This window comes from Kiloniella spongiae (assembly GCF_001026905.1).
GTDB lineage: Bacteria > Pseudomonadota > Alphaproteobacteria > Kiloniellales > Kiloniellaceae > Kiloniella > Kiloniella spongiae.
Map to the genome: position 1 here is coordinate 424,124 of NZ_LAQL01000003.1, position 24,039 is coordinate 448,162.

Annotated in this window: 25 protein-coding genes; 13 read left to right on the plus strand and 12 right to left on the minus strand. The window is 44.2% G+C overall.

What is annotated here, in order from left to right; all coding sequences use genetic code 11:
* The first annotated feature begins 26 nt into the window (after window positions 1-26).
* From WH96_RS05945 to WH96_RS05955, 3 genes are all read left to right on the plus strand, one after another.
* The gene (locus tag WH96_RS05945) at window positions 27-476 is read left to right on the plus strand and encodes a hypothetical protein (protein WP_156176711.1); all 450 of its coding nucleotides are present in this window, start codon (window positions 27-29) and stop codon (window positions 474-476) included.
* A 4-nt stretch (window positions 477-480) separates the two neighbouring features.
* The gene (locus tag WH96_RS22795; protein ID WP_082130364.1) at window positions 481-753 is read left to right on the plus strand and encodes a helix-turn-helix domain-containing protein; all 273 of its coding nucleotides are present in this window, start codon (window positions 481-483) and stop codon (window positions 751-753) included.
* 372 nt (window positions 754-1,125) lie between these two features.
* Complete coding sequence (locus WH96_RS05955; RefSeq protein WP_047763167.1) at window positions 1,126-2,046, plus strand: manganese-dependent inorganic pyrophosphatase; 921 nt, start codon at window positions 1,126-1,128, stop codon at window positions 2,044-2,046.
* A gap of 88 nt (window positions 2,047-2,134) precedes the next feature.
* Here WH96_RS05955 and WH96_RS05960 read toward each other — a convergent pair whose 3' ends face one another.
* Together WH96_RS05960 and WH96_RS21915 are read right to left on the minus strand one after the other, a co-directional pair.
* Window positions 2,135-3,415: a threonine/serine exporter family protein gene (locus WH96_RS05960; RefSeq protein WP_047763168.1), complete on the minus strand. Its 1,281-nt coding sequence runs from the start codon at window positions 3,413-3,415 to the stop codon at window positions 2,135-2,137.
* A 108-nt stretch (window positions 3,416-3,523) separates the two neighbouring features.
* A complete protein-coding gene (locus tag WH96_RS21915) occupies window positions 3,524-3,979 on the minus strand; it encodes a hypothetical protein (RefSeq protein ID WP_156176712.1) in 456 nt (151 codons plus the stop codon).
* A gap of 795 nt (window positions 3,980-4,774) precedes the next feature.
* Here WH96_RS21915 and WH96_RS05975 point away from each other — a divergent pair.
* Complete coding sequence (locus tag WH96_RS05975) at window positions 4,775-5,734, plus strand: IS5 family transposase (RefSeq protein WP_047763171.1); 960 nt, start codon at window positions 4,775-4,777, stop codon at window positions 5,732-5,734.
* A gap of 387 nt (window positions 5,735-6,121) precedes the next feature.
* Here the strand turns inward: WH96_RS05975 and WH96_RS05980 are convergent, their stop codons facing one another.
* Entirely contained in the window at window positions 6,122-6,673 is a 552-nt protein-coding gene (locus WH96_RS05980; RefSeq protein ID WP_047763348.1) for a pyridoxamine 5'-phosphate oxidase family protein, read from the minus strand.
* Window positions 6,674-6,871: 198 nt separating this feature from the next.
* Between WH96_RS05980 and WH96_RS05985 the strand changes: the two genes are divergently transcribed.
* The 3 genes from WH96_RS05985 to WH96_RS05995 all read left to right on the plus strand — a co-directional run bounded on the left by WH96_RS05985 (window position 6,872) and on the right by WH96_RS05995 (window position 10,738).
* A complete protein-coding gene (locus WH96_RS05985) occupies window positions 6,872-8,281 on the plus strand; it encodes a cryptochrome/photolyase family protein (RefSeq protein WP_047763172.1) in 1,410 nt (469 codons plus the stop codon).
* A 123-nt stretch (window positions 8,282-8,404) separates the two neighbouring features.
* Entirely contained in the window at window positions 8,405-9,955 is a 1,551-nt protein-coding gene (locus tag WH96_RS21205; RefSeq protein WP_156176713.1) for a sensor histidine kinase, read from the plus strand.
* A gap of 141 nt (window positions 9,956-10,096) precedes the next feature.
* Window positions 10,097-10,738 (plus strand): LysE family translocator, encoded by a 642-nt coding sequence (locus WH96_RS05995; protein WP_047763173.1) that lies wholly within the window; start codon window positions 10,097-10,099, stop codon window positions 10,736-10,738.
* Window positions 10,739-10,753: 15 nt separating this feature from the next.
* Here the strand turns inward: WH96_RS05995 and WH96_RS06000 are convergent, their stop codons facing one another.
* Entirely contained in the window at window positions 10,754-11,668 is a 915-nt protein-coding gene (locus WH96_RS06000) for a LysR family transcriptional regulator (protein WP_047763174.1), read from the minus strand.
* Window positions 11,669-11,761: 93 nt separating this feature from the next.
* Between WH96_RS06000 and WH96_RS06005 the strand changes: the two genes are divergently transcribed.
* Window positions 11,762-12,541 (plus strand): HalD/BesD family halogenase, encoded by a 780-nt coding sequence (locus WH96_RS06005; protein ID WP_218045012.1) that lies wholly within the window; start codon window positions 11,762-11,764, stop codon window positions 12,539-12,541.
* Window positions 12,542-12,574: 33 nt separating this feature from the next.
* Here WH96_RS06005 and WH96_RS06010 read toward each other — a convergent pair whose 3' ends face one another.
* Window positions 12,575-13,744 (minus strand): glutathionylspermidine synthase family protein, encoded by a 1,170-nt coding sequence (locus tag WH96_RS06010; RefSeq protein WP_047763176.1) that lies wholly within the window; start codon window positions 13,742-13,744, stop codon window positions 12,575-12,577.
* A gap of 55 nt (window positions 13,745-13,799) precedes the next feature.
* Window positions 13,800-14,348 (minus strand): DUF1190 domain-containing protein, encoded by a 549-nt coding sequence (locus WH96_RS06015; RefSeq protein ID WP_047763177.1) that lies wholly within the window; start codon window positions 14,346-14,348, stop codon window positions 13,800-13,802.
* A 257-nt stretch (window positions 14,349-14,605) separates the two neighbouring features.
* Here WH96_RS06015 and WH96_RS06020 point away from each other — a divergent pair, with 257 nt between their 5' ends.
* The 4 genes from WH96_RS06020 (at window position 14,606) to WH96_RS06035 (ending at window position 17,275) form a co-directional block, all read left to right on the plus strand.
* Entirely contained in the window at window positions 14,606-15,316 is a 711-nt protein-coding gene (locus tag WH96_RS06020; protein ID WP_047763178.1) for a hypothetical protein, read from the plus strand.
* A gap of 148 nt (window positions 15,317-15,464) precedes the next feature.
* On the plus strand, window positions 15,465-15,986 hold the full coding sequence (locus tag WH96_RS06025) for a PAS domain-containing protein (protein WP_047763179.1): 522 nt from the start codon (window positions 15,465-15,467) through the stop codon (window positions 15,984-15,986).
* 220 nt (window positions 15,987-16,206) lie between these two features.
* Window positions 16,207-16,740, plus strand: a complete 534-nt coding sequence (locus WH96_RS06030; protein WP_047763180.1) for a PAS domain-containing protein — start codon at window positions 16,207-16,209, stop codon at window positions 16,738-16,740.
* A 79-nt stretch (window positions 16,741-16,819) separates the two neighbouring features.
* Window positions 16,820-17,275, plus strand: a complete 456-nt coding sequence (locus WH96_RS06035) for a VOC family protein (protein ID WP_047763181.1) — start codon at window positions 16,820-16,822, stop codon at window positions 17,273-17,275.
* A gap of 81 nt (window positions 17,276-17,356) precedes the next feature.
* On the opposite strand, the gene WH96_RS06040 is transcribed toward WH96_RS06035, so the two are convergent.
* From WH96_RS06040 to WH96_RS06065, 6 genes are all read right to left on the minus strand, one after another.
* Window positions 17,357-18,910, minus strand: coding sequence for an L-serine ammonia-lyase, iron-sulfur-dependent, subunit alpha (locus tag WH96_RS06040; RefSeq protein ID WP_047763182.1), 1,554 nt, complete (start codon window positions 18,908-18,910; stop codon window positions 17,357-17,359).
* Between the two features lie 195 nt (window positions 18,911-19,105).
* Window positions 19,106-19,999, minus strand: a complete 894-nt coding sequence (locus WH96_RS06045; RefSeq protein WP_047763183.1) for a dihydrodipicolinate synthase family protein — start codon at window positions 19,997-19,999, stop codon at window positions 19,106-19,108.
* A gap of 69 nt (window positions 20,000-20,068) precedes the next feature.
* Window positions 20,069-20,791 carry an amino acid ABC transporter ATP-binding protein gene (locus WH96_RS06050; protein WP_047763184.1) on the minus strand — a complete coding sequence of 241 codons (723 nt, stop codon included), beginning with the start codon at window positions 20,789-20,791 and terminating at the stop codon, window positions 20,069-20,071.
* Entirely contained in the window at window positions 20,788-21,450 is a 663-nt protein-coding gene (locus tag WH96_RS06055; protein WP_053005729.1) for an amino acid ABC transporter permease, read from the minus strand. Before WH96_RS06055 ends, WH96_RS06050 begins: the two co-directional genes overlap by 4 nt.
* A 14-nt stretch (window positions 21,451-21,464) precedes the next feature.
* Entirely contained in the window at window positions 21,465-22,124 is a 660-nt protein-coding gene (locus tag WH96_RS06060; RefSeq protein WP_047763185.1) for an amino acid ABC transporter permease, read from the minus strand.
* Between the two features lie 149 nt (window positions 22,125-22,273).
* The gene (locus tag WH96_RS06065) at window positions 22,274-23,089 is read right to left on the minus strand and encodes a transporter substrate-binding domain-containing protein (RefSeq protein ID WP_218045013.1); all 816 of its coding nucleotides are present in this window, start codon (window positions 23,087-23,089) and stop codon (window positions 22,274-22,276) included.
* A gap of 279 nt (window positions 23,090-23,368) precedes the next feature.
* Between WH96_RS06065 and WH96_RS06070 the strand changes: the two genes are divergently transcribed.
* The gene (locus WH96_RS06070) at window positions 23,369-24,034 is read left to right on the plus strand and encodes a GntR family transcriptional regulator (protein ID WP_047763186.1); all 666 of its coding nucleotides are present in this window, start codon (window positions 23,369-23,371) and stop codon (window positions 24,032-24,034) included.
* Window positions 24,035-24,039 lie beyond the last annotated feature (5 nt).

Sequence of the window (24,039 nt, forward strand, 5' to 3'; positions counted from 1 at the left end):
TCCTGGTATCTAATATTGGATTGTGGATGAGCCCGGAACTCGTTGAATTTCCTGCACGAGCCTATTCCGGCATGGTGGAAACGGAATTCAATGTCACGATGAATAATCGATTGTTTGGGGGGCTTATTTCAACGATCCATCTGATGATACTGTCTGTTGGCCTAATGGCTGTTGGGCGTATATTTTCACAAATCAACAGGGGGGAATGGCATTTGCCTTCGTTTAGCAAATCACTCAAACGTTTTGGATTATCCCTTGTTGTCTTTACACTTCTTATTCCAGTAGTTCAGGCATTGATGAGCTTGGCGCTTACCTATAATAACCCGGTTGGACAGCGCATGATTACATTGGATGTGGACGCATCTACTGCGCCGATTGCGTTTGTTCTTTTACTGGTTGGTGCTCTTTTGACATTGATGGCATCTGTTATGATGCGCGCAGGTGAGATTGCCGAAGATTACGAAAAGATTGTTTAAGAAGATGGATGATGAGGTTGAAAAAACGGGTGACATACAAAAAGCAATTCCGAGTAAAATCCCAAGAGAAGTCCCGAAGGAAATTATCGTGACGTTGGATGTTATGTTGGCAAAACGGAAAATGCGATCGAATGAACTGGCAGCAAGGGTAGGAATTACCGTGCAAAATCTGTCGCTTCTAAAGTCGGGGAAAGTAAAAGGAATACGGTTTAATACATTGCAAAAAATATGCGAAGTTCTGGACTGTAAACCCGGCGATATTTTGGATTATGGCTAGGCTATAAAGCTTAGGTTTTAACCCAAATCTTGAATGCTTTTTTTAGGATTAGCGGAAAAATGGCTGTAAATATATATAAGTTTTCTCGCCAGAGATGAGTTTTTTTCTACATGAGTTGATGAAATTCATCACTATGACTGCCGACAATTATTTTTCTCATTATGATTTAATAACAGTAGGTTAGTGTTAAAGTGTTTGTCTTTGTGACGATGCGTATCTTGGACAAAGTTTGTATCTATTCAATGATTGTAATTAAGAGGTACTGAAGGCCATTTACAGCAAACATGAAAGGGTCGTGACAGACGCCTTGTGCTTTATTATAACAGCAAGTGAATCCGATCTTTTTACTGATAAAATGATGACTGTTTGAACATGATCAAAATTTTTGGCCATTTGGCACCTGACACAGATGCAACTTGCTCGGCCCTGATCTGGGCCTGGTATCTAAAGGAAATCAAAGGACAGAACGCTGAGGCTTTTGTTCTTGGCGTACCGAATACAGAAGCACAGTTTGTTGCCAAACGCTGGGGTTTTGAAGTTCCTGAACTTCTGGGTGATCTGGATGCCGGTCAGGATGTGGTAATTGTTGATACCAACAATCCCGCTGAATTGCCTGTGAATGTCAATGATGCCAACATTATAGAGATCATTGATCATCACTTGTTGGTTGGCGGTATTAAAACAAAACAGCCGATTAATATTACCATCAAGCCCCTGGCATCTACCGCGACAATTATGATGGGAATGATGGGGGACGACGATGTTGCCAAGGCACCAGAGGGAATTAAAGGCTTGATGCTGTCGTGTATCTTGTCTGACACGCTCGAATTCAGGAGCCCGACGACCACCGATGTGGATCGTAAACTTGCGGCAGAGCTTGCAGGTGATTTGGGGCTGGATATACCGACCTATGCCGGGGAAATGTTCGCGGCAAAATCGGATGTTTCTCACTTCTCTGATGTCGAGCTACTTCGTCTGGATAGTAAGAAATATGAGATCGGTGAGACGAAGTTTCGCGTTTCAGTTCTGGAAACAACCAGCCCGGAAATAATCTTTACCCGCAAAGACAGTTTGATGGCATCTATGGCAACTGTTGCCGCCGAAGACGGTATTGATCAGGTTCTTCTTTTCGTGGTGAATATTCTAAAAGAAGAAGCCACGTTGCTAATCGCGAATGATCTGGTGAAACAGGTTGCGGAAAAATCTTTTGGCGTGAACGTTTCTGGTGACAGCGTTGTGTTGCCCGGAATTGTATCCCGTAAAAAACAGATTATACCAAATCTGGCTGTGTAATAGTCTCGCCCTGTCGCCTGGTTTAGACGGCTTTCCCAGATAGATTCATGTGAAAGGGTGCTTTTGAGCACCCTTTTTATTTATTAAATTACAGCGTTACTTTGGGGCGTAGAACTGTGTTTGCCACCAAAAGACCTGCGGCAATTGCCAGGGCAACAACGAACATCTGCATGAATTGATCTATTCCCTGATCTGTTTGGCCCGAAGCGGCAACAACAAGGCCTCGAAAACCGATTGATCCACTGACCAGAACCGTGATTGAGGGAATGAGAACGATTGATGTGGGGCGTCCGGTTGTTCTGGCCCAGAGGTTGGCAAAAAGTCCTGCTGCGATTGCCCCAAAAAGAGTGCCGAGATTTGCATTTAAAAGAACACTGCTAAGGTTCACAGCCCCAAAGGACAAGGCACAGCTAATAACAACCCAAATGAAGTCTCTAAGTAGTGTTTGATACGCAAAGCAAAGCCCCAGGAAAAGCATGGCAATATAAAGCCAGATTTCATTACCTGTGGTATGTGATCCAATCGCGCCATTTTCGGAAGACCAAAGAAGCCCAACTGTAGCAATGCCAAGCCAGGCACCTGTGAACTGTTTGATCAGGTAAACCAGCCCGCCCATCAATCGGGCTGAACCAGCGACCACATGATTTTCGACAATTTCGATAATACCAGCAGAGACCATAAAGCCGGGAATGAGAATGACAATTGCTGAAAGAGTGACAACGGTGTGATTGAGTTCTGGTAAAAACAGTTTTATCAGGGCAGCACTCAATCCGGCAAAATAAGCAGAAACGAAGGGCAGGGCATCTGCAAATCGACCCCCGGTTTTATCGGCGATTATGAGAATAATATAAACGGCAAGACTAAGAAGACCGGATATTGCAACGTCCCACAAGTTTCCCTGTATAAGTCCGGCAAAGCCAAAGCCGACCAGAACAAAGCTCAGGGCATAAGTCTTGACGCCCCAAGGGTTTGACATGTTTTCGATTTCATCCAGCCTGTCATAGGCTTCTGAAAGATTATAATCCCCAGAGACCAACTTTTCGACAAGATCACCTACGTAGGCGAGCTTTGCCATGTTATAGCCGCCAACAGGGACTGGTGCGATATGTGTTCGCTGCCACAATTGATCCGCTTTGGAAAAGGCAAAGGTTATTTCTGAGGGTGTAGAGCGGAAAACACCCTGATACCCCAAAGCTTCGGTGACACCGTTGAGATAAGCTTCAAGACGGGCTGCCGAGGGACCATAGCCATGTATTGCCGTGCCAAGCTTGATTATAAAGCGGCAGGCATCATTATAAGCAGGATCGTCATCCTTGCGTCTGGACATGGATCTATCTGGATCAGAGGTATCCTGATTAGGTGCTTGCACAGAAGGTGTCTCTTTATTCACTGTTTTAACTTGGCGTCAGTTTCGTGGTTTAGCATAGGGTAACAGACTTCTATCTGGTCTCTGATGTCTTGGGTTGTTTTTTCAAATTTAGTTGTTTTTCAAGGCACGCCAATCCAGCATTGCGGCCAGACAAAGGCAAGCAAAGCCTGTGAGTTCTATGGCTATACTGTACTCAAAATGCATGATGTAGTTCACAAACCCACAGCCAAGGCTACCAATGATTACTGGGAAAAAGTGCTTATGGCGAAAAAGGTTAACAGACAAGCCAATAATGGCAAAAAGAGACGCGATGCTTATGGCACCCGCCCAGAGGGTTTCGTTGACAGTGATTTCGAACCCCATTTTACCGAACAAGTTGATAAGGATCAGGGTGCCATAGCAGAGGATAATGGAACAGGTGGTTGCTGTTGAGGCAATAAGGCTTATCCGAGGGCGCGTATTTATCGGGCGTATTGCCATTTGATATAGCGTATCATGCGATGTCTCGTTCTCTGCTCGGTCATGCAAAGCATTATGTTGAGTGCTACCGTCATCAGGACTCACGATAACCTATCCCCCGGGTTTATCTGGATCTTTGACTTGTCTGTATGGCATTCAACCCCGGAAATATTTATAATTTCAAGGGCTTGTTGATATCTGCTATTTTAATTGGTGCTTTGTGTTCTATTGTGTGAGCCGTGCAATCCGAGGATTAGATATACCGTCGTTTCTGGGCTTCTTATTTTGTGCTGGGGATACTACAGCCAGAAAGGGGAAAAAGTAAATGCCCTTATTCAACCCAAACAAAAAATATTACATACGGAAGGCTTTGTAATTTTATGGCTCTACTAAATTTATAGATTAGCCCTGATGTATAAAACTTCAAAAAACCTTCCCAATGATTCTATCCAAATGATTTTATAAAATCTTTTTCTCTTGTTTTGCTTCTTCTGACGTCATTGTGGGGATGGTGTCTCCGAAAGCTGGTGACCTTTGCCCCTGAAAAGGTGAGAGGTTTATCCAAGTCTGGAAAATATTTATATCTTTTTGGTTTAGGAGTGTCGTTTTAATTAGAATGCACTGTGTAGCGTTGGGGATTTTGTTCTGAGGCAATTTTTCCGATGCCCCTTAATCTATCCCATCCATGGTCGTCGAAGCGTTGACCAACTTGCAGATTGGGAAAGGGGGTATCTGAAATAAATAGCGCGACAGGTTCATGCTCACCTGTAATATCACAAATATATAATTCGTACTGAGATTTCATGTTGTTACCAGCGGAAAATTTTATCTTTTACTAAGAGAGACCTCAGCAAAACTCTGACCTTTTCCTATTTTGATTAATTTAGTATTTTTTGGGTTATGAAACAAAGCTTCAAAACCCAACCCGCGCTTTTCGCGACACATGAGCTTTTGGATCACCCCGCGCTGAGCGCGCTTGAGGGTATCGAAGGATTGATCGACTGGACTGCTCTTGAGCCATTGTTACCACAAGGCGAGGGTCGGACTGGTCGTCCGGGCTATGCTGCGATGACGTTGTTTCGGGCCTTGCTTCTGGGAATTTGGCACAATCTGTCTGATGTTAAGCTTGAGGCTCAACTGGCCCGGGATTTGATGTTTCGCAAGTTCTGCCGCCTCGAGATGGATCAGGGTGTTCCTCAGGCTTCGACCCTCGGACGCTTCCGGATTGCCCTGGAAAAGACAGGGCATCTGGACGCGGTGCTTACACAGATCAATGAGCAACTCAGCCAATCAAACGTGATCCTTCAAGAGGGCCGTGTCGCCATTGTTGATGCGACGTTGGTTGAGGCTGCACAAAGCGGATTACGAAAACCTGACCCTGAGGCTGGTTCCCATGTGAAGGTTAATACAAAAGGTAAAGTTCAGGCCAAATGGGGCTATCAGGCATTTGTGAACTGTGACGAGGATGGATTTATCTTTGCCACGGCCCTGACGCCGGGTAACAGGCACGAGATCAATTCCTTGACCGATCTGCTTTATGGTAGCGAGGCCGCGCTTTATGCGGACAGTGCCTATTCCTCACAAAAGGTTCGGGAGTGGATGACAGAGCGAGGTATCACTGACCAGGTTCAGCGAAAAGGGTATAGAGGCCGTACACTCTCAGCAACAGAGCGTGCTCGCAATGTCGAGATTGGCGTTACAAGGGGACGTGTTGAAGCAATCTTTGGATCAATGAAGCGGCTCTGGGGAATGGGCCGCTCCCGCTTTATGGGTCTTGCTCGAACCCATGCCCAATTTACACTGGCGGCAATAGGATGGAATCTCACCAAGGGTGCAAGGTTCCGGAAAGCCTATGGATAAAGCGCTCAAAAGCCCCCCAAAATATCTATTTGTGACATCGAAGCAGCTTTAAAAGCCTTTGCTCGCAGGCAAAAGCATTACTCATTATTTGCAACTACTCAGATTAGGGGGGGTTGCTGAGGTCTCTCTAAAATATAATTGGTGAGCAATTGAGGCAATTATAAAGAAACTTCCAGACCTTAATCGTTATCTGGCAAGGTCAAACTTGTCACTAAACGGGGGCCAGAGGCCGGTTTGGTATCTGTACTATTCAGCAGAGAGGATGGTGTCCGTTATCAAAGATATGACATCGGATAATAGCGGTCAGATAGTTGCTTGGGACGGACAGGTTATTCCTTATTAAGGCAGCGAAATTAAGGAGGCGAAATTAAGGCAACGAACTTTTGTTTATATCTCACTAAAAATTCCGGTGGGGTGGCCGTCGATACTTTTGATATTTTTACGTGCCCAATATTTCTTTACACCTTCTGGCCCCATATCTTCGTAGAAGGGCAATAATTCTTCTTCTGCCCGGCTTTTAACAAATGACATTTCGGGAACACCAGTTCCGCAAGAGGTTTGAACAAGATCTATTGCCATGTCGAATATTTGTCGACTGCCTGCTGCCTCTGGGAAATTAGATAACGCTTCGCCCCACTCGTTATCTCGGGGATGTATGACTTTGGCCTGACCATATACGCGTAAAATCAAAGCGTTACCTTCAAAGGCGCAAAACATGAGCGTCATACGATTAACGTCAAGCAAATGAGCTGCTGTTTCATTCCCGCTGCCACTGACATTTAACCAGATAATACGGTTTGGGTTTACGATACGCAGACTATCCAAGCCTTTTGGCGACAGGTTAACTCGACTGTCTTTTCCCGCTGTGGCGACAAAGAATAGAGGTTGTTGCCGGATAAATTCTTGATGTTTGTCTGAAAGAGCAAATGCTTTGGCCATCTTATTTATCTTTGTTTTGTTGTTTTGGAACATATAGTGAACATGGTTTTGGGTTTTTACCAGGAAAATATGAATATTTCTATGGTTTTTGAATTAATACATGTGTTTGTGGCAGTAAAAATAACTGTGTATTGTCTCTAAGATAGTACCAAAAAATGATTTGAATTTCTTTCTTGTGTATAGAGTGGATAATTAATTTTGCCTGAAAAAGTATCGATTTTGTGGTTTCGCCAAGATCTCAGGCTGGAAGACAATCCGGCATTATGTGCTGCGGTTCAATCCGGACGTTTTTATCCTGTTTATATCCTGGATGATGAAAGTGCTGGCCCTTGGGAAATGGGGAATGCCAGTCGAGTTTGGTTGAATGGTTCTCTGGAAAAACTGGATCGCTCGTTAGAAGGAAAACTTTCTTTATACAGAGGCAATGCTGAAAAGATACTCCCTGAATTGGCGGCACGTCTTGGTGCAGATTGTGTTTATTGGAACAGGTGTTACGAGCCTTGGCGGATAAAACGTGACACAAGCATAAAACAAACCCTGACGGATACAAATATCGACGTTAAAAGTTTCAATGGATCATTGTTGTGGGAACCGTGGGAAGTTTTAAAGAAGGACAGTGCGCCCTATAAAGTTTTTACCCCCTATTATCGTGCGTGTCGGGCCAGTACATTGCCTGCCAAACCGGTTCCTGTACCGAAAAACATAACGGCTTTAAAAGATGACAAGTCTTTAAGCCTGCAAGGCTTAAGTTTGCTGCCCAGAGAAAAGGTATGGGTGGAAAGGGTGTGTGCAAATTGGGCAATGGGGGAGAAGGTAGCCCATATTGCTTTGGAAGTCTTTATTGAAAACGGCTTAGCCCGATATAAAAAAGGGCGTGATTATCCGTCGGAAAAAAGTGTTTCCAGACTGTCTCCGCATTTGCACTTTGGTGAAGTATCGCCAAACTTTGTATTAGATTTAATTCTGAAACAGGACAATAGCGAAAATCGGGATCATTTTTGTTCAGAGTTGGCCTGGCGGGAGTTTTCATACTATTTGCTTTATCATTTTCCTAAGCTTTCCGATGAAAATTTTCAGTCCAAGTTTGACGGTTTTAGCTGGTTTGGCTCTGAAAAGGAACTGAAAGCGTGGCAACAGGGCATGACCGGGGTTCCAATTGTTGACGCGGGCATGCGAGAACTTTGGCAAACAGGGTACATGCATAATCGTGTTCGAATGATTGTGGCATCCTTCTTGACCAAGAACCTTGGTGTTCATTGGCGAGAAGGGGCGAAGTGGTTTTGGGATACACTGGTTGATGCCGATTTGGCCAGTAACAGTGCCAGTTGGCAGTGGGTGGCCGGATCTGGCGCGGATGCGGCACCCTATTTCCGCATTTTCAATCCGGTTACGCAAAGTAAGCGATTTGACGAGGGTGCCGATTACATTTGTACGTATGTTCCCGAACTTGCGAAGTTACCGGCACGCTATATTTTTGCGCCCTGGGAAGCCTCTGTGGAAGTTCTTCATTCTGCAGGAATTGAGCTGGGGCGTGACTATCCCAAAGTGATTACCTGTCTAAAGTCATCAAGGGAAAAAGCACTTCTGACATACAAGGGATTAGGATGATTTTACATTAAAATGAAGATCAGTAAGTTTCTTCATAATTTTTAAAGTCCTTACCTATATGTTTTAGGAAGTGTGTTCTGAGTTTTCTCGAGGGGGCAAGAGTAAAAATCGGAGAACAGCTTGTTGGCAGAAAAAAGTGCGGAGACTCTCGAAAGTCAGTCTGGTAACAAAAAGAAGTATAGAAACTTACGATCTCAAATTAAAACTGTCTTCAGGACGGGGTATTTACGCGGGATATTTATTGTATCTCTCTTAATCGCAGTTACCTTTCCTTTGGCGGACTATTTTATTGTCCTGCCTCTCTTTTCCAGCTTCGTTATTCAGCACACTGAAGAAGAAGCTGTGCGTGCTGGTCATCATTTAGCTGATGATCTTATTATACAGAATGATGATGATATTTTTGTTTCTTCTCTATCAGAAGATATGCAAGAAGATGCTCTGTCTTTTGCTCGTGGACTGGGGCTTGTCAAGTTCAAATTATTCGCCCCTGATGGCACAATCGTTTATTCGACCGATGAAAACGATATCGGAAAATTAAATGAAAATGATTATTTTCATAATATTGTCGCAAAGGGAGGGGTTTATACCAAACTGGTACGCAAAGATAAGCTCAGCTTGGAAGGTGAAGTTGTTACACGGAATGTAGTTGAAACATATGTACCGCTTATGAGGCTTGATGATCCAGGGCATTTTCGGGGTGCCTTTGAAATTTATTATGACGTGACGGATCGGATCGCTGAAATTGATCGTCTTATTCTGCTCACTACACTGGTTTTGGGGGGGGTCGCTCTGGGGTTGTTGATAATTGTTTTTTTGACATTACGTTCGGCGGTAACGGTCAATATTGAACGGGACCTTTCTTCACAAGCGCTTCGGGATGTAAATAAAAATCTGGAAACACGTGTAGCAGAACGTACTAAGGAATTGATGTTGGAAAAAGACCGTGCCGAAATGGCCAGTCGAGCCAAATCGGAATTTCTGGCTAATATGAGCCATGAACTAAGAACCCCTCTTAATTCGATTATTGGTTTTTCAGAAACGCTTAATCACGAGATTTTTGGCTCGTTAGGGAGTCAGAAGAATGCAGAGTATGTGGCCGATATACAAAAATCTGGTAAATTTTTGCTGCAGTTGATTAATGATATCTTGGATATTTCCCGTATTGAGGCTGGCGAACTGGAACTGGATGAAGAGGTTATCCTTGTAGAGAAGACAATCGAAACAGTTCTTTTTCTTGTCAACGATCGTGCGGAATCAGGTAAGATAAATATTATTACCGAGAATAATACAACTGACTTATACGCATTGCTGGATAGCCGACAGTTCAAGCAAATTTTGCTTAACCTTTTGACCAATGCCATTAAGTTTACCGATCCTGGCGGGAAGGTTTTTGTCTGCTTGGAATGTGACCCCAAGGGCTTTAGTGTTCGTGTTGCGGACACGGGGATCGGAATTTCACAAGAGCATATAGCACGTGTTCAGGAAGCTTTTGGACAGGTTGCCGGTAGTATGACACGTAATCATGATGGCACGGGACTTGGACTTTCAATAGTTAAAGCCTTGGTCGCTAATCACGGTGGAGAATTCAAACTGGAAAGTGAACTGGGCAAGGGGACTGTGGCAACAGTGATTTTCCCGGCCGAAAGAATTGTTGAAAAACCAGTGATACAGTGATTGGTTTGTGTCGCTTTATATTAAAATATATAGTTCGTTCAGAAGCGAAGCATTTTTTGGGAAAATTCTGCTATACTCTTCTTTTATAATTTGTAGGTATTTCTTTACCTTTAGGAATGGAAGTGCCTGAAAGGGAGTATTATGGATAGCATTGCAATATATTTACCCGGTATTCTTCTTGCTTATGCAGCTTTTCTTATTTCAATCGCAAGCCCTGGCCCAAATGTATTGGCCGTTATTGGCACATCGATGGAAGTTGGACGTAAATCGGGCATGGCGTTGGCACTCGGCGTTTCTTTGGGGTCGTTCTGTTGGGCAATGCTTACCGTGCTCGGGTTATCTGCGTTGTTATCAACCTATGCAATAGCTTTGACCATTATCAAGGTTGGTGGTGGACTATATCTGTTATGGCTGGCGTATAAATCATTCAAGGCTGCCCGCCAGAAAACTGATCTAGTTACGAAGACCTTGGCCGGGGGAGATCGAAGCCCTGTAGGTTACTTTTTACGTGGTTTGGCTATTCAAATGACAAATCCGAAAGCAGTATTAGCGTGGATTGCCATTATTTCAATTGGTTTAACAGAAGGTGCTCCGGTTTGGGTTGGGGTGACAATTGTTGCCGGTACATCTCTGTTGTCTGTGATTATTCATTTAACTTATGCTGTATCTTTCTCAACACCAGTGATGGTGCATCTATACGCTAAAGCGCGTCGTTCCATTCAATTTGCATTAGGAAGTTTTTTTGCTTTTGCGGGTATCAAGCTTTTGAGTTCCCGTTTGTAAGTGAAAAGCGATTAATCATGATAATTCGGAAGCTGTGAAATCTTTTTGACAGTAATCGATGAAGTTTAAAAGGATGCCAGGTAAGACTATTCTTGGTTTGTAGGCTATTACGATTTCGGTTGGATCAATACGCTCTTTGATTTTTATAGGGACGACAATATGTCCGTCATAGGTCTGTGTTGTTTGCGGGCGCATTGTAAGGAGAGAAAAGCCCAAACCATGACCAACAGCACTGCGTACTGATTCCAGTGACGTTGATCGAAAGGCAATCTGTGGGGTAATATTGTGTGCCGCGAAAATGGTGTAAAAATATTCTCTACTGCCCGGAGCGTCGAATAAGACGTATGGCTCGTCGGCCAGATTTTGCAAACTTAGCGATTGATGTCCTGACAGTGAATGATTTTCTGGCAAGAGAATATAGGGGCTGGGTCTCGTTAAAATATGCCAGGATAATTCAGAAGGATCTAGATCAAGGTTATAGAGAATAGCCAGATCAAGTTCTTCATCCAATAATTTTGAAATAAGTTTTTCCTGTAGATGTTCCTCTGCGTCAATCCGAATTCGTGGCACTTGTTTGCGATAGCTACTGACTAATCGGGCAATATGGAATGGAGCGATAGATTGGAAACATCCAAGTCTTATTGCGCCTTGTAAATTTGAGGCAATATTTTCGGTACTTCTGTGAACAGCTTCAGCATGGTTAAGTAAATCACGAACTTCCAAAAGAAAACTCCGCCCGGCGATGGTCAGGGACATACCCTTTGCATGTTGTCTGTCGAAGAGTTGAAGCCGGGTTATATCTTCAAGTTTATCAATTGCCTGGGCTATTGCCGGTTGAGAGATATTTAAGACACGGGCAGCCTGTGCAATGCCGCCCTGTTCAGCAACGACAGCAAAATAATGACATTGTTTGATTGTATATCTAACCATATTTTTCTTTCTTTATTGTAAGATAATACAATGTTTTTTGAATTAATAAAGTGAGATAGAGTGGCGAGATAACGCAATGTAAGGGAACAGATGATGAGCTTGGTAAATATTATCGATTTAAAAAAGCACCCGATATCGGATGAGGGCTTTATGAAATCCTGTCAGGAAAAGCTTGATCAAGATGGGGCCTTGGTTCTTGAAGGGTTTTTGTTGCCCGAGGCTGTTGCGCAGGTAAAAGCAGAAGGTGAAAGGCATGAGGATCAAGCCTATTTCTGCGCACAAAAACATACTGTTTACTTAAGCCCTCAAGATCCTGACTTTGATGATAACCATCCTCGAAATCGCCAGGTAATTTCCTCTAAGGGATGTATTACTGATGATCAAATTCCGCAGAACTCTCCTCTGCAAACGCTTTATCATGACGCTGAGTTTCAGGAGTTTCTCTGTACTGTTTTAAATGAAAAAGCTCTGTATCAATATGCCGACCCTTTATCATCCATCAACCTGCATTATGCGCGAACGGGTCAGGAATTGGGGTGGCATTTTGATAATTCGTCCTTTGCAACGACCCTGATGATCCAAGAACCTGAAGCGGGGGGTGCTTTTGAATATGTAGGTGATTTACGCGATGCCGATCAGGGGGACATGAATTTTGCAGGTGTTGGCAAAGTTCTTGATGGTGAGATACCAGTTAGCCGACTTTCTATGGGCGCGGGTGCTCTCGTTCTTTTCCGGGGGCGTAATGCTATTCACAGGGTTGCCCCGGTTGAAGGTGAACGAACCCGTATGTTGGTGGTTCTGGCTTATAACTCGGAATCTGGCGTTGCCCTTTCAGAAGCTGCACGTATGACGTTTTACGGGCGTTTGGGCTGAGGATAGGTCTGGAAGGTTTATTAATTACATAGATTAATAAATGACGTGCGGCAGAAATCGGGAACTATCTTTGGTAATGGGGGAGTTATCTTCGCGAATTCCCATGCCACATGGTTTACTAGCCACAAGCCAGGATCCGATAACCGTGTGATTTCCTTCAAACACAGGTAAAGGATGCAAAGCCTGGACAACATGACCTTCTTCGCCGTAAGGGCCTGCAACTTTTAAGGGTTGCTCTCCTTGGCGTATCATTTCGATATTACTGCCCTCTCTAGAAAATAGCGGCTTTTTTACATAATCGCCTTCGAGGTTTGCAGCGCTTGGATCATTCGCGAAATAGGAGGGTAAAAGATTTGGATGTCCTTCGAACATTTCCCACAAAAGAGGGAGAAGGCCCTTGTTAGATAGAATAGATTTCCAGGCTGGCTCGATAAAAGTCACTCCACTTTGCGGAACAGCTTTGCCAAAATCGTCTGTCATGATCCATTCCCATGGATATAGCTTGAACAGTGTTCTGATGCCCATGTCGTCAAGGTCGGTGAAGTGGCCGTTCGCATCTACACCGATTTCTTCCATAAACAAGAATCTGGTGTCCAATCCTGCCTGGGTGGCGCATTCTTCTAAATAACGAACAGTACCTTCATCTTCTGGCGTATCCTGGCATGCGGCGAGGTGTAATTTTCCATCAATATCTTTATTGCGGTGCATGTTCTGAAAAGCTTCTACAAGCTGTTCATGAATAGAGTTGTACTGGTCGCAACCTTTGGGGATAAGGTCAAGTTCCATGGCTTGTTCAAGCCAAAGCCATTGAAAAACCGAACTTTCGTAGAGTGATGTCGGTGTGTCTGCGTTATATTCCAAAAGTTTGGCAGGGCTTTGTCCGTCATAGGAAAAATCAAGTCGTCCGTACAGGTTCTTTTCCTGATTAAACCAGCTCGCGCGAATATAGTCCCAAAAATCGGTAGGGATTGCGAGTTTCGTGAGTATTTCTTCTGAATTGATCGCTCTTTGCACAACTTCAAAGCAGAGGTTTTCAATCTCTTCACTGGGATCTTCGATATCGTTTTCTATTTGCTCTAGGCTAAAACGATAGCATGCGCTCTCATCCCAATAGGGCGCATCATCAATTGTGTGAAAGTTGAAACCTAAATTTTCAGCCTGTGTTTTCCAATCATCACGTTGTTCCAGCGAAATACGTTGCATAAGTTTGTACCCAACTTAAAGAGGACGATTATAATGTAAAATACGGTCTGTATATCTAGCCGCCGAAACTTCGTCGAGATGATGTCGTACGTGGGGCGCTGGCGCCAAAGCCGCCACGTCTAACCGTGCTCGTCTTTGTCGTCGGTGCTTTTGCTACATTCGCAGGAACCTTTGATACGCCTGTTTTTCCCGCAACCTTTTGATTATCACCGGTTCTGAAATTCTTGGGGTCGTCTGCAGATCTATAAAGAGGCTGCGTTGCAACACGCGAACCACCACTTAGCATGTTACCCATCATATAGCCCATCATTAAGGGCATGAAAACAGATCCACCACTTGATGTTTGTACCGGAGCAATTTCACATTGTGTTGACCCAAAATCAGCTTCACAATCTTCTACAGATGTATATTTCGGCGAAACCCGAATATGCTCTTCCTTAGCAAGTTGCATGTTTTCTTCGCAAGAGGCACGATCAAAACCATCCTGTTGAGAGCACTGGTCCGCATTTTCAAAAATGGCAACATCTTGGGGTTCTTCACAGGCACTCAAAGCCAGAACGCTTGCACCCATGAGTGCAATTTTTAGCGATTTTGATCTTTTCATAAAATGAAATTCCGTGTTCAGTAGGTAATTTTATCTTAGTTTCTGAGTGTCAATGTAGGTCTTAGGACCGCAGTTGCAAGAATAAAATCAAGTAATTACGTGAGAAATTATCAGGGCATGAAAATGTTTCTTATGTTTATCAACAATAATAAATGTTGTTAGAAGATATAAAGACGCTTCTCTAAAACATTCATTATGGCATACAAATTGCTTGTTTAGTTACATGTACTTTCTATTCATACAAATGGATAAGGGCCATGTTGCTAAGTAGGACAAATGCTGTAATTGAGGCGAACCAAAGGGTTAGTCGGGTTGAAGAGCAGTTGAAATTGACAAAAGTTCAGGCTGCAAGAGATTACAACCTGGCAAAAACTGCCTATGCGTCAAATGAGGCCGCGGCAAAAAGTGCAACTTCTTCCTATAAAGATATTACGACAGGTAAGAATGACCCGGTAACTGAAACAGCCGGAGCCATTACACTGGCTGGTGCGCAGACTTCGCAAACACTTTTTTATGCGCAACAAATTGCCTCTAATGTGCCGGATGCTGATGTCAGTCAATACCTCACGCCTTTAGCTGATGATCAAAGCGAGCATGACAAATCAGTTGCAGCATTTAAGGATATTATCGGACAGACTCCTGGCGAGCGGATGCGGGCTCAAGTTTTGAGGTCTCTTGGTCTGACCGAAGACGATCTCAAAAACATGACGCCGGAAGATCGCAAAAAAATTGAAGAGAAAATAGCTAAGCTTATTGACGAGAATGTCAAAAACTCTGTGTCAGAAAATTTTACACCAGCAAGTGAGACTGATCTGGAAAATGGTGAGAAGAGCCAGCTTCAGGCAAATTTGAATCTTGGTAATGAACAGGGTAATGAAACGCTTACTGGTGCGGAAAAACAAAGTTTTTCCGTCGATGAGCAACGAAGAGATGGCATTCGCAAAACGATTTTACAGAATATTATTTAAACGAGTGTTCATATCGAAGTCCCAGTCTTTTGTTTGAGACAAAGAAATACTTTTTATAGTTGAAATATAACTTTTCGAATATCTTATATTTACGTATATTGCCCCAAGGTTATTCTGTTTCTTGCGGATTAAATAGGGGGTTTAAAGAGTGGGACAATACGCTGATCTCGATAGTTTGGCAGCGCCGGTCAGGGCTATATATGAATATTGGGAAGCATTGCCAAAATTTCAGGGATTACCCTTAAAATCTTCTCTCGATCCGGTAGATATGCCATTGGAATATCTACCTTATGTTTTTCTTGTCCAGTTAGAATATAATCCTTTTGCTGCTTTAATTCGCTTGCAGGGTACTTATATCAATCACTCACTTGGGGAATATTTTACAAACAAATATATTGATGAAAGTACCTTTGGAGAAAGCGCGCCAACTATTTTGGCGGGGTATGAAGAATCAGCAATCAAGCGTATTGCCTATGTCTCTCATGAAGAAGTCCATGGAATATCAGGTCAAACGATGGTAATTGAAGCCATTCACCTGCCTATGGTGGATGAAGAGGGGCAGGTGAATTATTTTCTTGGGGCTTTGTCGCGAATTTCTGGTTCGACAAATCATGACCATGAATTCAGAGGGCGTCGTTGGGATCTTAAAGCGATAAGTAATATTGCCTGATCTAATCTTCTCAGTAAGCCCTGATTGCCCGATAAGATAATGCTCTTGAAAGAGGTTTTGCTTCTTAAGTCAATTTCAATTGTTCTGCGCGTCTTCAAAGGCAAGATTAAGTTCTTCAGTTGAATTCGTATCGTTAAATTATAATTTCTAGCTTATCATATATTTAAGAATATTGAGCCATATTTTAGGTTTAGATAAAGTTGCTACGGGATAGTAAAGCGTGGAACAATCCAGTGATTTGGCCACTGATTTGAATAATCTGACTGCACCTGTGAAAGGGGTGTATGAGTATTGGCAATCGCTTCCAAGGTGTAAGGGATTGCCGCTTAAATCAGCGCTTGCGCCTATGGAGATTCCACTGGAATTCCTGCCACACGTCTTCCTTATGGAGCTTGAATACAATCCTTTTGCGGCTTTGGTCCGTTTACAAGGGACTTACATCAATTATTCGTTGGGACAGCATTTTACAGATAAGTATGTTGATGAAAGCACTTTTGGGGAAAGTGCGGTGGCTATTCTTGCCAGTTATGAAGAGGCGGCAATTAAACGTATCGCCTATGTTTCTCAGGAAGAGATTCTTTCTACATCCCAACAGACAATGTTGATTGAGGCGATACATTTACCCATGGTTGATGACGCGGGGGAGGTCAAATTTATTCTTGGTGCGTTATCGCGCCTTTCCGGTTCTGACAATCCTGATCAAGAATTTAGGGGGCGGCATTGGGACGTTAAGGTGAGAAATCAAATCGGCTGATGTATCTTATCATCAAGGCGTACTAGGGTATTTTCTGCTGAATGCTTGTCGGGCTCTTTTTGAAATATAGGTAATTTACGTGAACGAGGAACCAAACCGAGACAATTCGCAACGTCCCGAGATTAATCAATCCATTGTTTTCACCTATTGTGATGATCTTGAACTGGCATCTAAATTTTTTCGCGAAACGATGGAGTTAGAGTTTGTTGTTGATCAGGGCGCTTGTCATATCTATCGACTAACAGGGTTGAGCTATTTGGGTGTTTGCTGCTTGCCGGATCGTCCCGGTTCGGTATCTCGTTCTCAAGCGGGTGTTATGATCACCATCGTTTCCAGCGATGTTGATGGTTGGCATGATTTCCTAACGTCAAAGGGAGTTAATTATATCAAGAAACCAAGTCATTCAGAACGGTTCTCTGTTTATAGCTCTCTGTTTGAAAGTCCGCACGGGTATCGGATAGAAATTCAGAGTTTTGATGATAAAAATTGGCATAAAAAAACATCACATAGCAAGGTCGCCGATCTCCCGTTTTAACCTCTCCTCTGGATAATCTGTTTTCTATCCTTGAATTGGTTCGCTCGGCTAGTTTGATTTTACTCTAACTCTCTTACCCCTCTAGTTTACGTTCCTCTCTAGTTTACGTTCCAGGGCCTTGGCTGTGGGGGTCATGGCCAAGCCACCTTTCCCGGTACAGCGAAGTTCGCAGGGGAGGGATTGTCCAACCTTGTGCATGGCAATGATAACTTCATCCAAGGGGATAAGATGGTCAAAGCCGGCCATTGCCATATTTGCCGCTGATAATGCATTGCCAGCCATCATAACATTTTTCCCCAGACAGGGCGCTTCAACGCGATTTGCGACGGGATCACAAATAAGGCCAAAGGTGTTTTGCAAAGCCATTGATGCTGCGGAAAGACATTGATCAAATGACCCGCCGAGTAAAGTGACCAGCCCGGCGGCGGCCATACCGGAACCTGACCCAGTTTCAGCCTGGCACCCCCCGATTTCAGCAGAAAAGGTCGCCATGCGGGCAATGAAAACACCAATCAGACCTGCTGCCAGCATTGCCTTTACTTTTTGATCTTCGTCCATGTTAAGGGCTGTTGCGACGCCAAGGCAGGTGCCGGGTAGAGTCCCGCATGAACCCGCCGTCGGGGCGGCAACAATAACGCCCATGGAACTCTTTACATCCATCAGGGCGGTTACCGAGAGAATTGCATCGTTGTAAAGCCCCATATTGAGAAAAGAATTCCCAGCTATTTTTTGCTTAAAGGCGGGGGCTTGTGCCGGATAAATCCGATCCATGTACTGGGTACCCTCAATGCCATCTGCAATGGACTTTTCAAGAATACGTACAATGTCGCGCATTTTTTCGAAGACTTCAGTTTCCGATATATTACCGCGTGCACTTTCGTACTTTAAGGCGAGTTCCCAAAGCGAGAGGTTTTTATCTTTGTTGTCGGAAATCATTTCTTCACTGGTGGTGAAGGGAAGTTTCATTTGGGTTGAGCTGCCAACCGGAAGGATGGGTGCCAGGTTTTTAATAGCTTTTATCTGATACTTGGCAGGCAAATTTTGCTCGGACAGTGCCTGTTGTCCTTTAATCCGTAGGACTTTCCCCTGTAATCCCTGATGTTCTTCAACTGTATCGACAAAAGATAAGTTATTTAATTGTTGGTGAAGGCTTGTATCTTCGGTCCAGATAAAGGTTTCATGGTAATCCCCGTAGAGAGATAATTTGATGTCATCAATGGCGATGATTTCAATAATGCCGCCACCAATCGAGATCGCAATGATGCAGCAACTTTCACTATCATTGGTCAGAGTAAGTTTATAAGTATTGGGGTGTGTTGCGCCATAGTCGGTTATGGCTATTTCAACATCTGTGCCTTTCGCCTCAAGATGCTGTTGCGCATCTACCATACGATCATCTGTAATCTCCCAACCCAGTAATCCTGTAAACAATCCCATGTCAGAACCTTGGCTGTCATGGGTTGGTTCCAGTGATCCGTTGGGATCGTATTCAATCAAAACTCTAGTGAACTCTCCGTTCATATAATCTCGTCCCAACCGCCCAATTCGATAGGCGGCAGCGACATGAGAGCTGGATGCTCCGCGCATAACAGGGCCAATGGCATCGTTGAGAATAGAAGGGAAGTAATTATCCATTGTTCGACCTGTCTTATTATCTGGTTAGGTATGAGCGGTTATAATGTACCTTAATAAAGTGTATCCACCCATCGGGTGGTTTGTTAATTAAATCGTTTGCTACCCGGGCGTTTCATCGCGTGGAACAGGGAGGAAAAAAGCTGGACGAGGCAGCAGAAGCTCGTCCAGCCGAGTAACTCTCAGTGATAGGGAAAACTAGAGAGTGGGTAGTTCTGGACGGCAAGCGATTGCGTCGCGGATAATTTTTTCGGCTTTTTCACGCTGTGCGCCAATCAATGGCATACGTGGCATACGACAGCGATCGTTTGAACCGAGTTCAATCTGTTCAGCCAGCTTGATATTCTGAACGAGGTAAGTAGATACATCAAGATCCAGTAGAGGACGGAACCAGCGATAGATTTCAAGCGCTTCCTGATTACGACCAGCTTGCATTAGACGATAGATAGCAACAGTTTCTTTCGGGAAGGCAACCACAAGACCGGCAACCCATCCGATAGCACCGACGCTCAGAGCTTCATATCCAAGGTTATCTACGCCTGTGAAAACATCAAAACGGTCACCGAACTTGTTGATGATTTCAGTAGTGCGACGAATATCGTCAGAGCTTTCTTTGATCGCAACAAAACGTTTTTCGTCTGCGAGTTCTTCCATGATTTCTGGTGTCACATCAACACGGTAAGCAACACGGTTTGAATAAATCATGATCGGAAGATCACTTGCTTCGGCAACCTGGCGCATGCTGGCGACAGTTTCGCGCGGATCTGTGTGGTAAATCGGACTTGGAACCAACATGATACCATCAGCGCCAGCTTCTTGAGATGCCTGGGCCATTGCACAGGCGTCACGGGTAGCGGCTTCGTTGATGGTCATGATTGCCGGTTTGTCGCCAGTGGACTCTTTTGCTGTTTTCAGAACAGCAATTTTCTCTTCTTTGGAAAGCATAGAGCCTTCACCAAGAGAGCCTGCGACGATCAGACCGTCACAACCTGCATCCATTTGATAATCAAAGCAGCGTTTCATTTCTGCATGGTCGAGATTATCGTTCTCATCAAATTTTGTCGTGACGGCTGGGATAACGCCTTTCCACATGGTCTTATTCCTGTACTGATTTCAAAAATGGTTAAGGGTAGTATATTTTATCCGGAAGAACAGTGATTCCTATCGGACGTTTGCTAAAAACTTTTGGGTATGAACAGATTGTGGCGCACCAAAGATCTGTTCGGGCGGGCCAACTTCTTCCATGACACCCTGGTGGAAATAGGCAACACGATCTGAAACATCACGGGCAAAGCCCATTTCATGAGTCACACAGATCATAGTCATGCCTTCTTCTGCCAGAAGTCTCATGGTATCAAGAACTTCGCCGACCAATTCGGGATCCAGAGCAGAGGTTGCTTCGTCAAACAACATGTATTCGGGTTCCATAGCCAATGCTCGTGCGATAGCCAGACGTTGTTGCTGTCCCCCAGACAATGCTGACGGATAGACATCCAGTTTGTCGCCGAGCCCGACGTGTTTGAGTTGCTTTTCTGCGATGGATTTTGCTTGATCTCTGGATACCTTTTTGACGATTTTAGGTGCCAGAGCAACATTTTCCAAAGCGGTGAGGTGGGGAAAGGAATTCCATTGCTGAAAGACCATCCCTAAACGCTGGCGCAGTTTATTGATGTCGGTTTTCCTGTCATGAACAGGGGTACCGTCAACGACAACCTGGCCTTGTTGAATTTCTTCCAGTCCATTGATGCAGTAAAGCAGAGTTGATTTACCTGATCCGGAAGAACCAATAATGCTCAGAACTTCGCCTTTACTGACATTCAGGTCGATCCCCTGTAGCACGTGGAGAGCCCCGAAATATTTATGGAGTTGTTTGATCTCTATCATGAGGCCCAACCTTCTTCGAGCTTTTTGGAGTATTTGGATAGGGGGTAAGACAGGGCAAAGTAGAATGCCCCGGCACATGCCAGAATTATAAAGGGTTCTTGTGTTCTGGTAATCAGGATCTGGGATGCTCTCAGTAGCTCCAGATAACCCAAGACAGAAACCAGAGCACTATCCTTGATTACACTGAGCGCAACGCCGACCCATGAAGGGAACACGGCCCGCAGGCCGATTGGCCAGACAACGTAACGTAGATCATGCCAGTACGACATGCCAAGTGATCTGGCTGCGCGGCGCATGGGATCACCAACGGCGTCGATACCGCCGCGAACAACGTTGGCAACTAGAGCCGCCGTGTAGATGCTGAGAACAAACGCACCGGCAGCGAAGGGGCCCATTTTCCAACCGATGATCGGAAAGAAGTTATAAAACAGGATCAGCTGGATAATTAAAGGAACAGATCTAAAGACATCAAGAATGGTTCCGATAGTTACTTGTGCGAGCCATTTGGACTCTTGAAGCGCCCATCCGAATACACAGCCTAAAACAGTACCTATTGTAATCGAGACAGCAGAAATTCCGAGTGTGCGGCCTGCTGCTTCACCCAGAAAAAGTAAATCCGTGATCTGGAAGTCGCTGAAAAAGGAAGCAGAAGTACTCATCTAGTTTTCCTCTCTCAATATCTGAACAAACGTCTGGCGACAAGATTTGATGCCAGAAGAATGATTTTGACGATGATGTAATAAATGACAGCAGTCACAGCGAAGTATTCAAAAATGCGGTAGGTTTTTGACGCAAAGAACTGGGTTTCACCAGATAGTTCACGAAAACCGACCAGCATCCCCAGCGAGCTCATAAGCACAGCCCAAACCATTTGGTTTGTCATGGGGTGATAAACAATTTTCAAAACCTGCGGGATTATAATACGGACGTAAGTCTGTATCGCCGTCATGCCCAGAGATCTTGCCGCACGGACCTGGGTTTCCGGAACCGCGAGAAAGCCACCACGGAAGTTTTCAGCCAGGTACCCCGCATTGTTAAAGGTTAGTCCCGCCAACACAATCAGATAGGGGGAAAGATGAAGACCAAAAGCACCCAAACCAAAGCCAAAGAAAAAGAGCTGGAAAAGGGCTGGTGTATTTCTGGCGATCTCAACCCAGGTTGTTGCGATCTGGCGCAGAGGTGTTGGCCCCTTCATACGAAGTAACGCAAGCCCCAGCCCGATTGCAATGCCAAGCAACATGGACAATACAGCTACTTCCAATGTTAAGAGACCTGCTTCCAATAACTCTGGAATTTTTCTTAATACCGGACGCCAGTGAAAATTATAGTCCACAAGTATTACTCCAACTAACCTCGACAAGGCACTGATCAAACACACAAAATAGTGCTTTGCCGAGAAGAAGAATGTTTGATGAATAATCACAGATCATCATGATTGCCAAACATCCTTAAGAGGTACCATTTGCCTGATACAATTGCGCCCTAGTACAGAACGCCGGGAATACGTAATTCAGGTGCTTCTCCACCAACATAGGCGTCCCAGAGTTCTTGATAACGGCCAGAACGTACCTGATGGGTTACAAAAAGGTTCAGATAGTTCAACCAGGTCACATCTTTACGCGGACCAACAACTGATGTGTAATCTGTTGTCCATGGCATACGGGGGCCAGCAACTATTGTATCGTATTTTTCAACGATTGGCTTAACTGCCGTATTCGTTGTGATACCAACATCCGCTTTGCCTTGAGCAACAGCCAGGAAAACTTCGTTTTCACTTTGGTATCCTTGATAGAGGTTTTCTGTACCCCATTCCTTTGCAATCTTGAGGAATTCCTGTTCCGGAACAGTCCCGACAGCAGCAGCGACACGTTTGCCTTTCATGTCTTCAAAGGTCTTAATACCAGTTTCCTTACCTACAACAGCCTGAGCATAGTAAATTGCGTAGGGAATGGAAAAACCAACAGTCTTGGCACGGGCGAGGGAATCAGATGTACCACCAAATACAACATCAGCAGAGTTGGTCACAATCACAGGCAGGCGCTCTGCCCATGTGACCGGTAGAATTTCGTGTTCAACTTCCAGAGCAGCGGCGAGATCTTTACAATACTCGACATCAAAGCCAGCAGGCTCGTTGTTAGCATCGCGATAACCGATGGGGGGAAAGTCAAGAACAACGCCGCAACGTAGAACACCTTCGTCAATAACATCATCCAGCTTATCAGCTTGTGCTGCTGGTTGAGCAACAAATGCAGCCAGGCATCCGCCGAGCGCAAGTGTTTTCATAAAACCTTTTATCATTTTTTCCTCCAACTGTTGAATTCGCTTTGTACCTTGTTGGTAAACGTTCCGATTAATTTTCCGGGATAACGTTCAGGCCAGTCGTCTTATTTTTTATCTGGTTCTTGGTAGCCTAATTATTGTATAATTCAGATTGTATACAATATTCAATATAAATTTTTGCATTATTGCTTCTGCTTTAATAGATTTGCTTGAGCAACAAATATGAAAATAAAGTGATGCCTTTGTTACAAAAGAATTTTTTTAGAATTATGAAAGATTTACCTGAGGAGAAAAATATTGAAAATTTTTGCAACGAACCTGGCAAAAACGGCTTCTTCTTCAGATGTGATCTTTGATGCGCTACGGGATTCTATTATTAGTGGGCAGATTCAGGCCGGGGAGTCGATGCGACAAGCCCATATTGCAGAGCTGTTTAATGTGTCCCGTATTCCCGTCAGAGAAGCACTGAAAAGACTGGAAGCACAGGGCTTGGTTCAGTCCCTGCGATACAAAGGTTATGTCGTTTCACCTTTGTCTCATGCAGAAATGGAAGAGATATACGAAATTCGAGCCAATCTTGAGCCGATTGTTATTGAAAAATCCGTAGCTAATATGAGTGACGAAACGCTGGAAGAGGCAAAGGAATACTGTGACAGCTTTTCTACAGAAGCTGAGGCATCTAAATGGGGAGAGTGGAACCGATTATTTCACGAAACCTTATATAGAGATGCAGAACGTCCTTATCATCTCAAACTTGTAGGTGAGGCTATTGATCGGGTTGATTCCTATCTTCGGGCGCAGTTGGTCCTGACCAACGGGATGGAAATCGCCATTCGTGAACATCATGGCATTTTGGAAGCTTGTTTACAAAGAGATGGTGCGCTGGCAGCAAAACGAACGAGAGAACATATCCTTGGATCTTATCGAGTGTTAATTGATTATCTTGGCAATCAATCGAAGTAAATTAG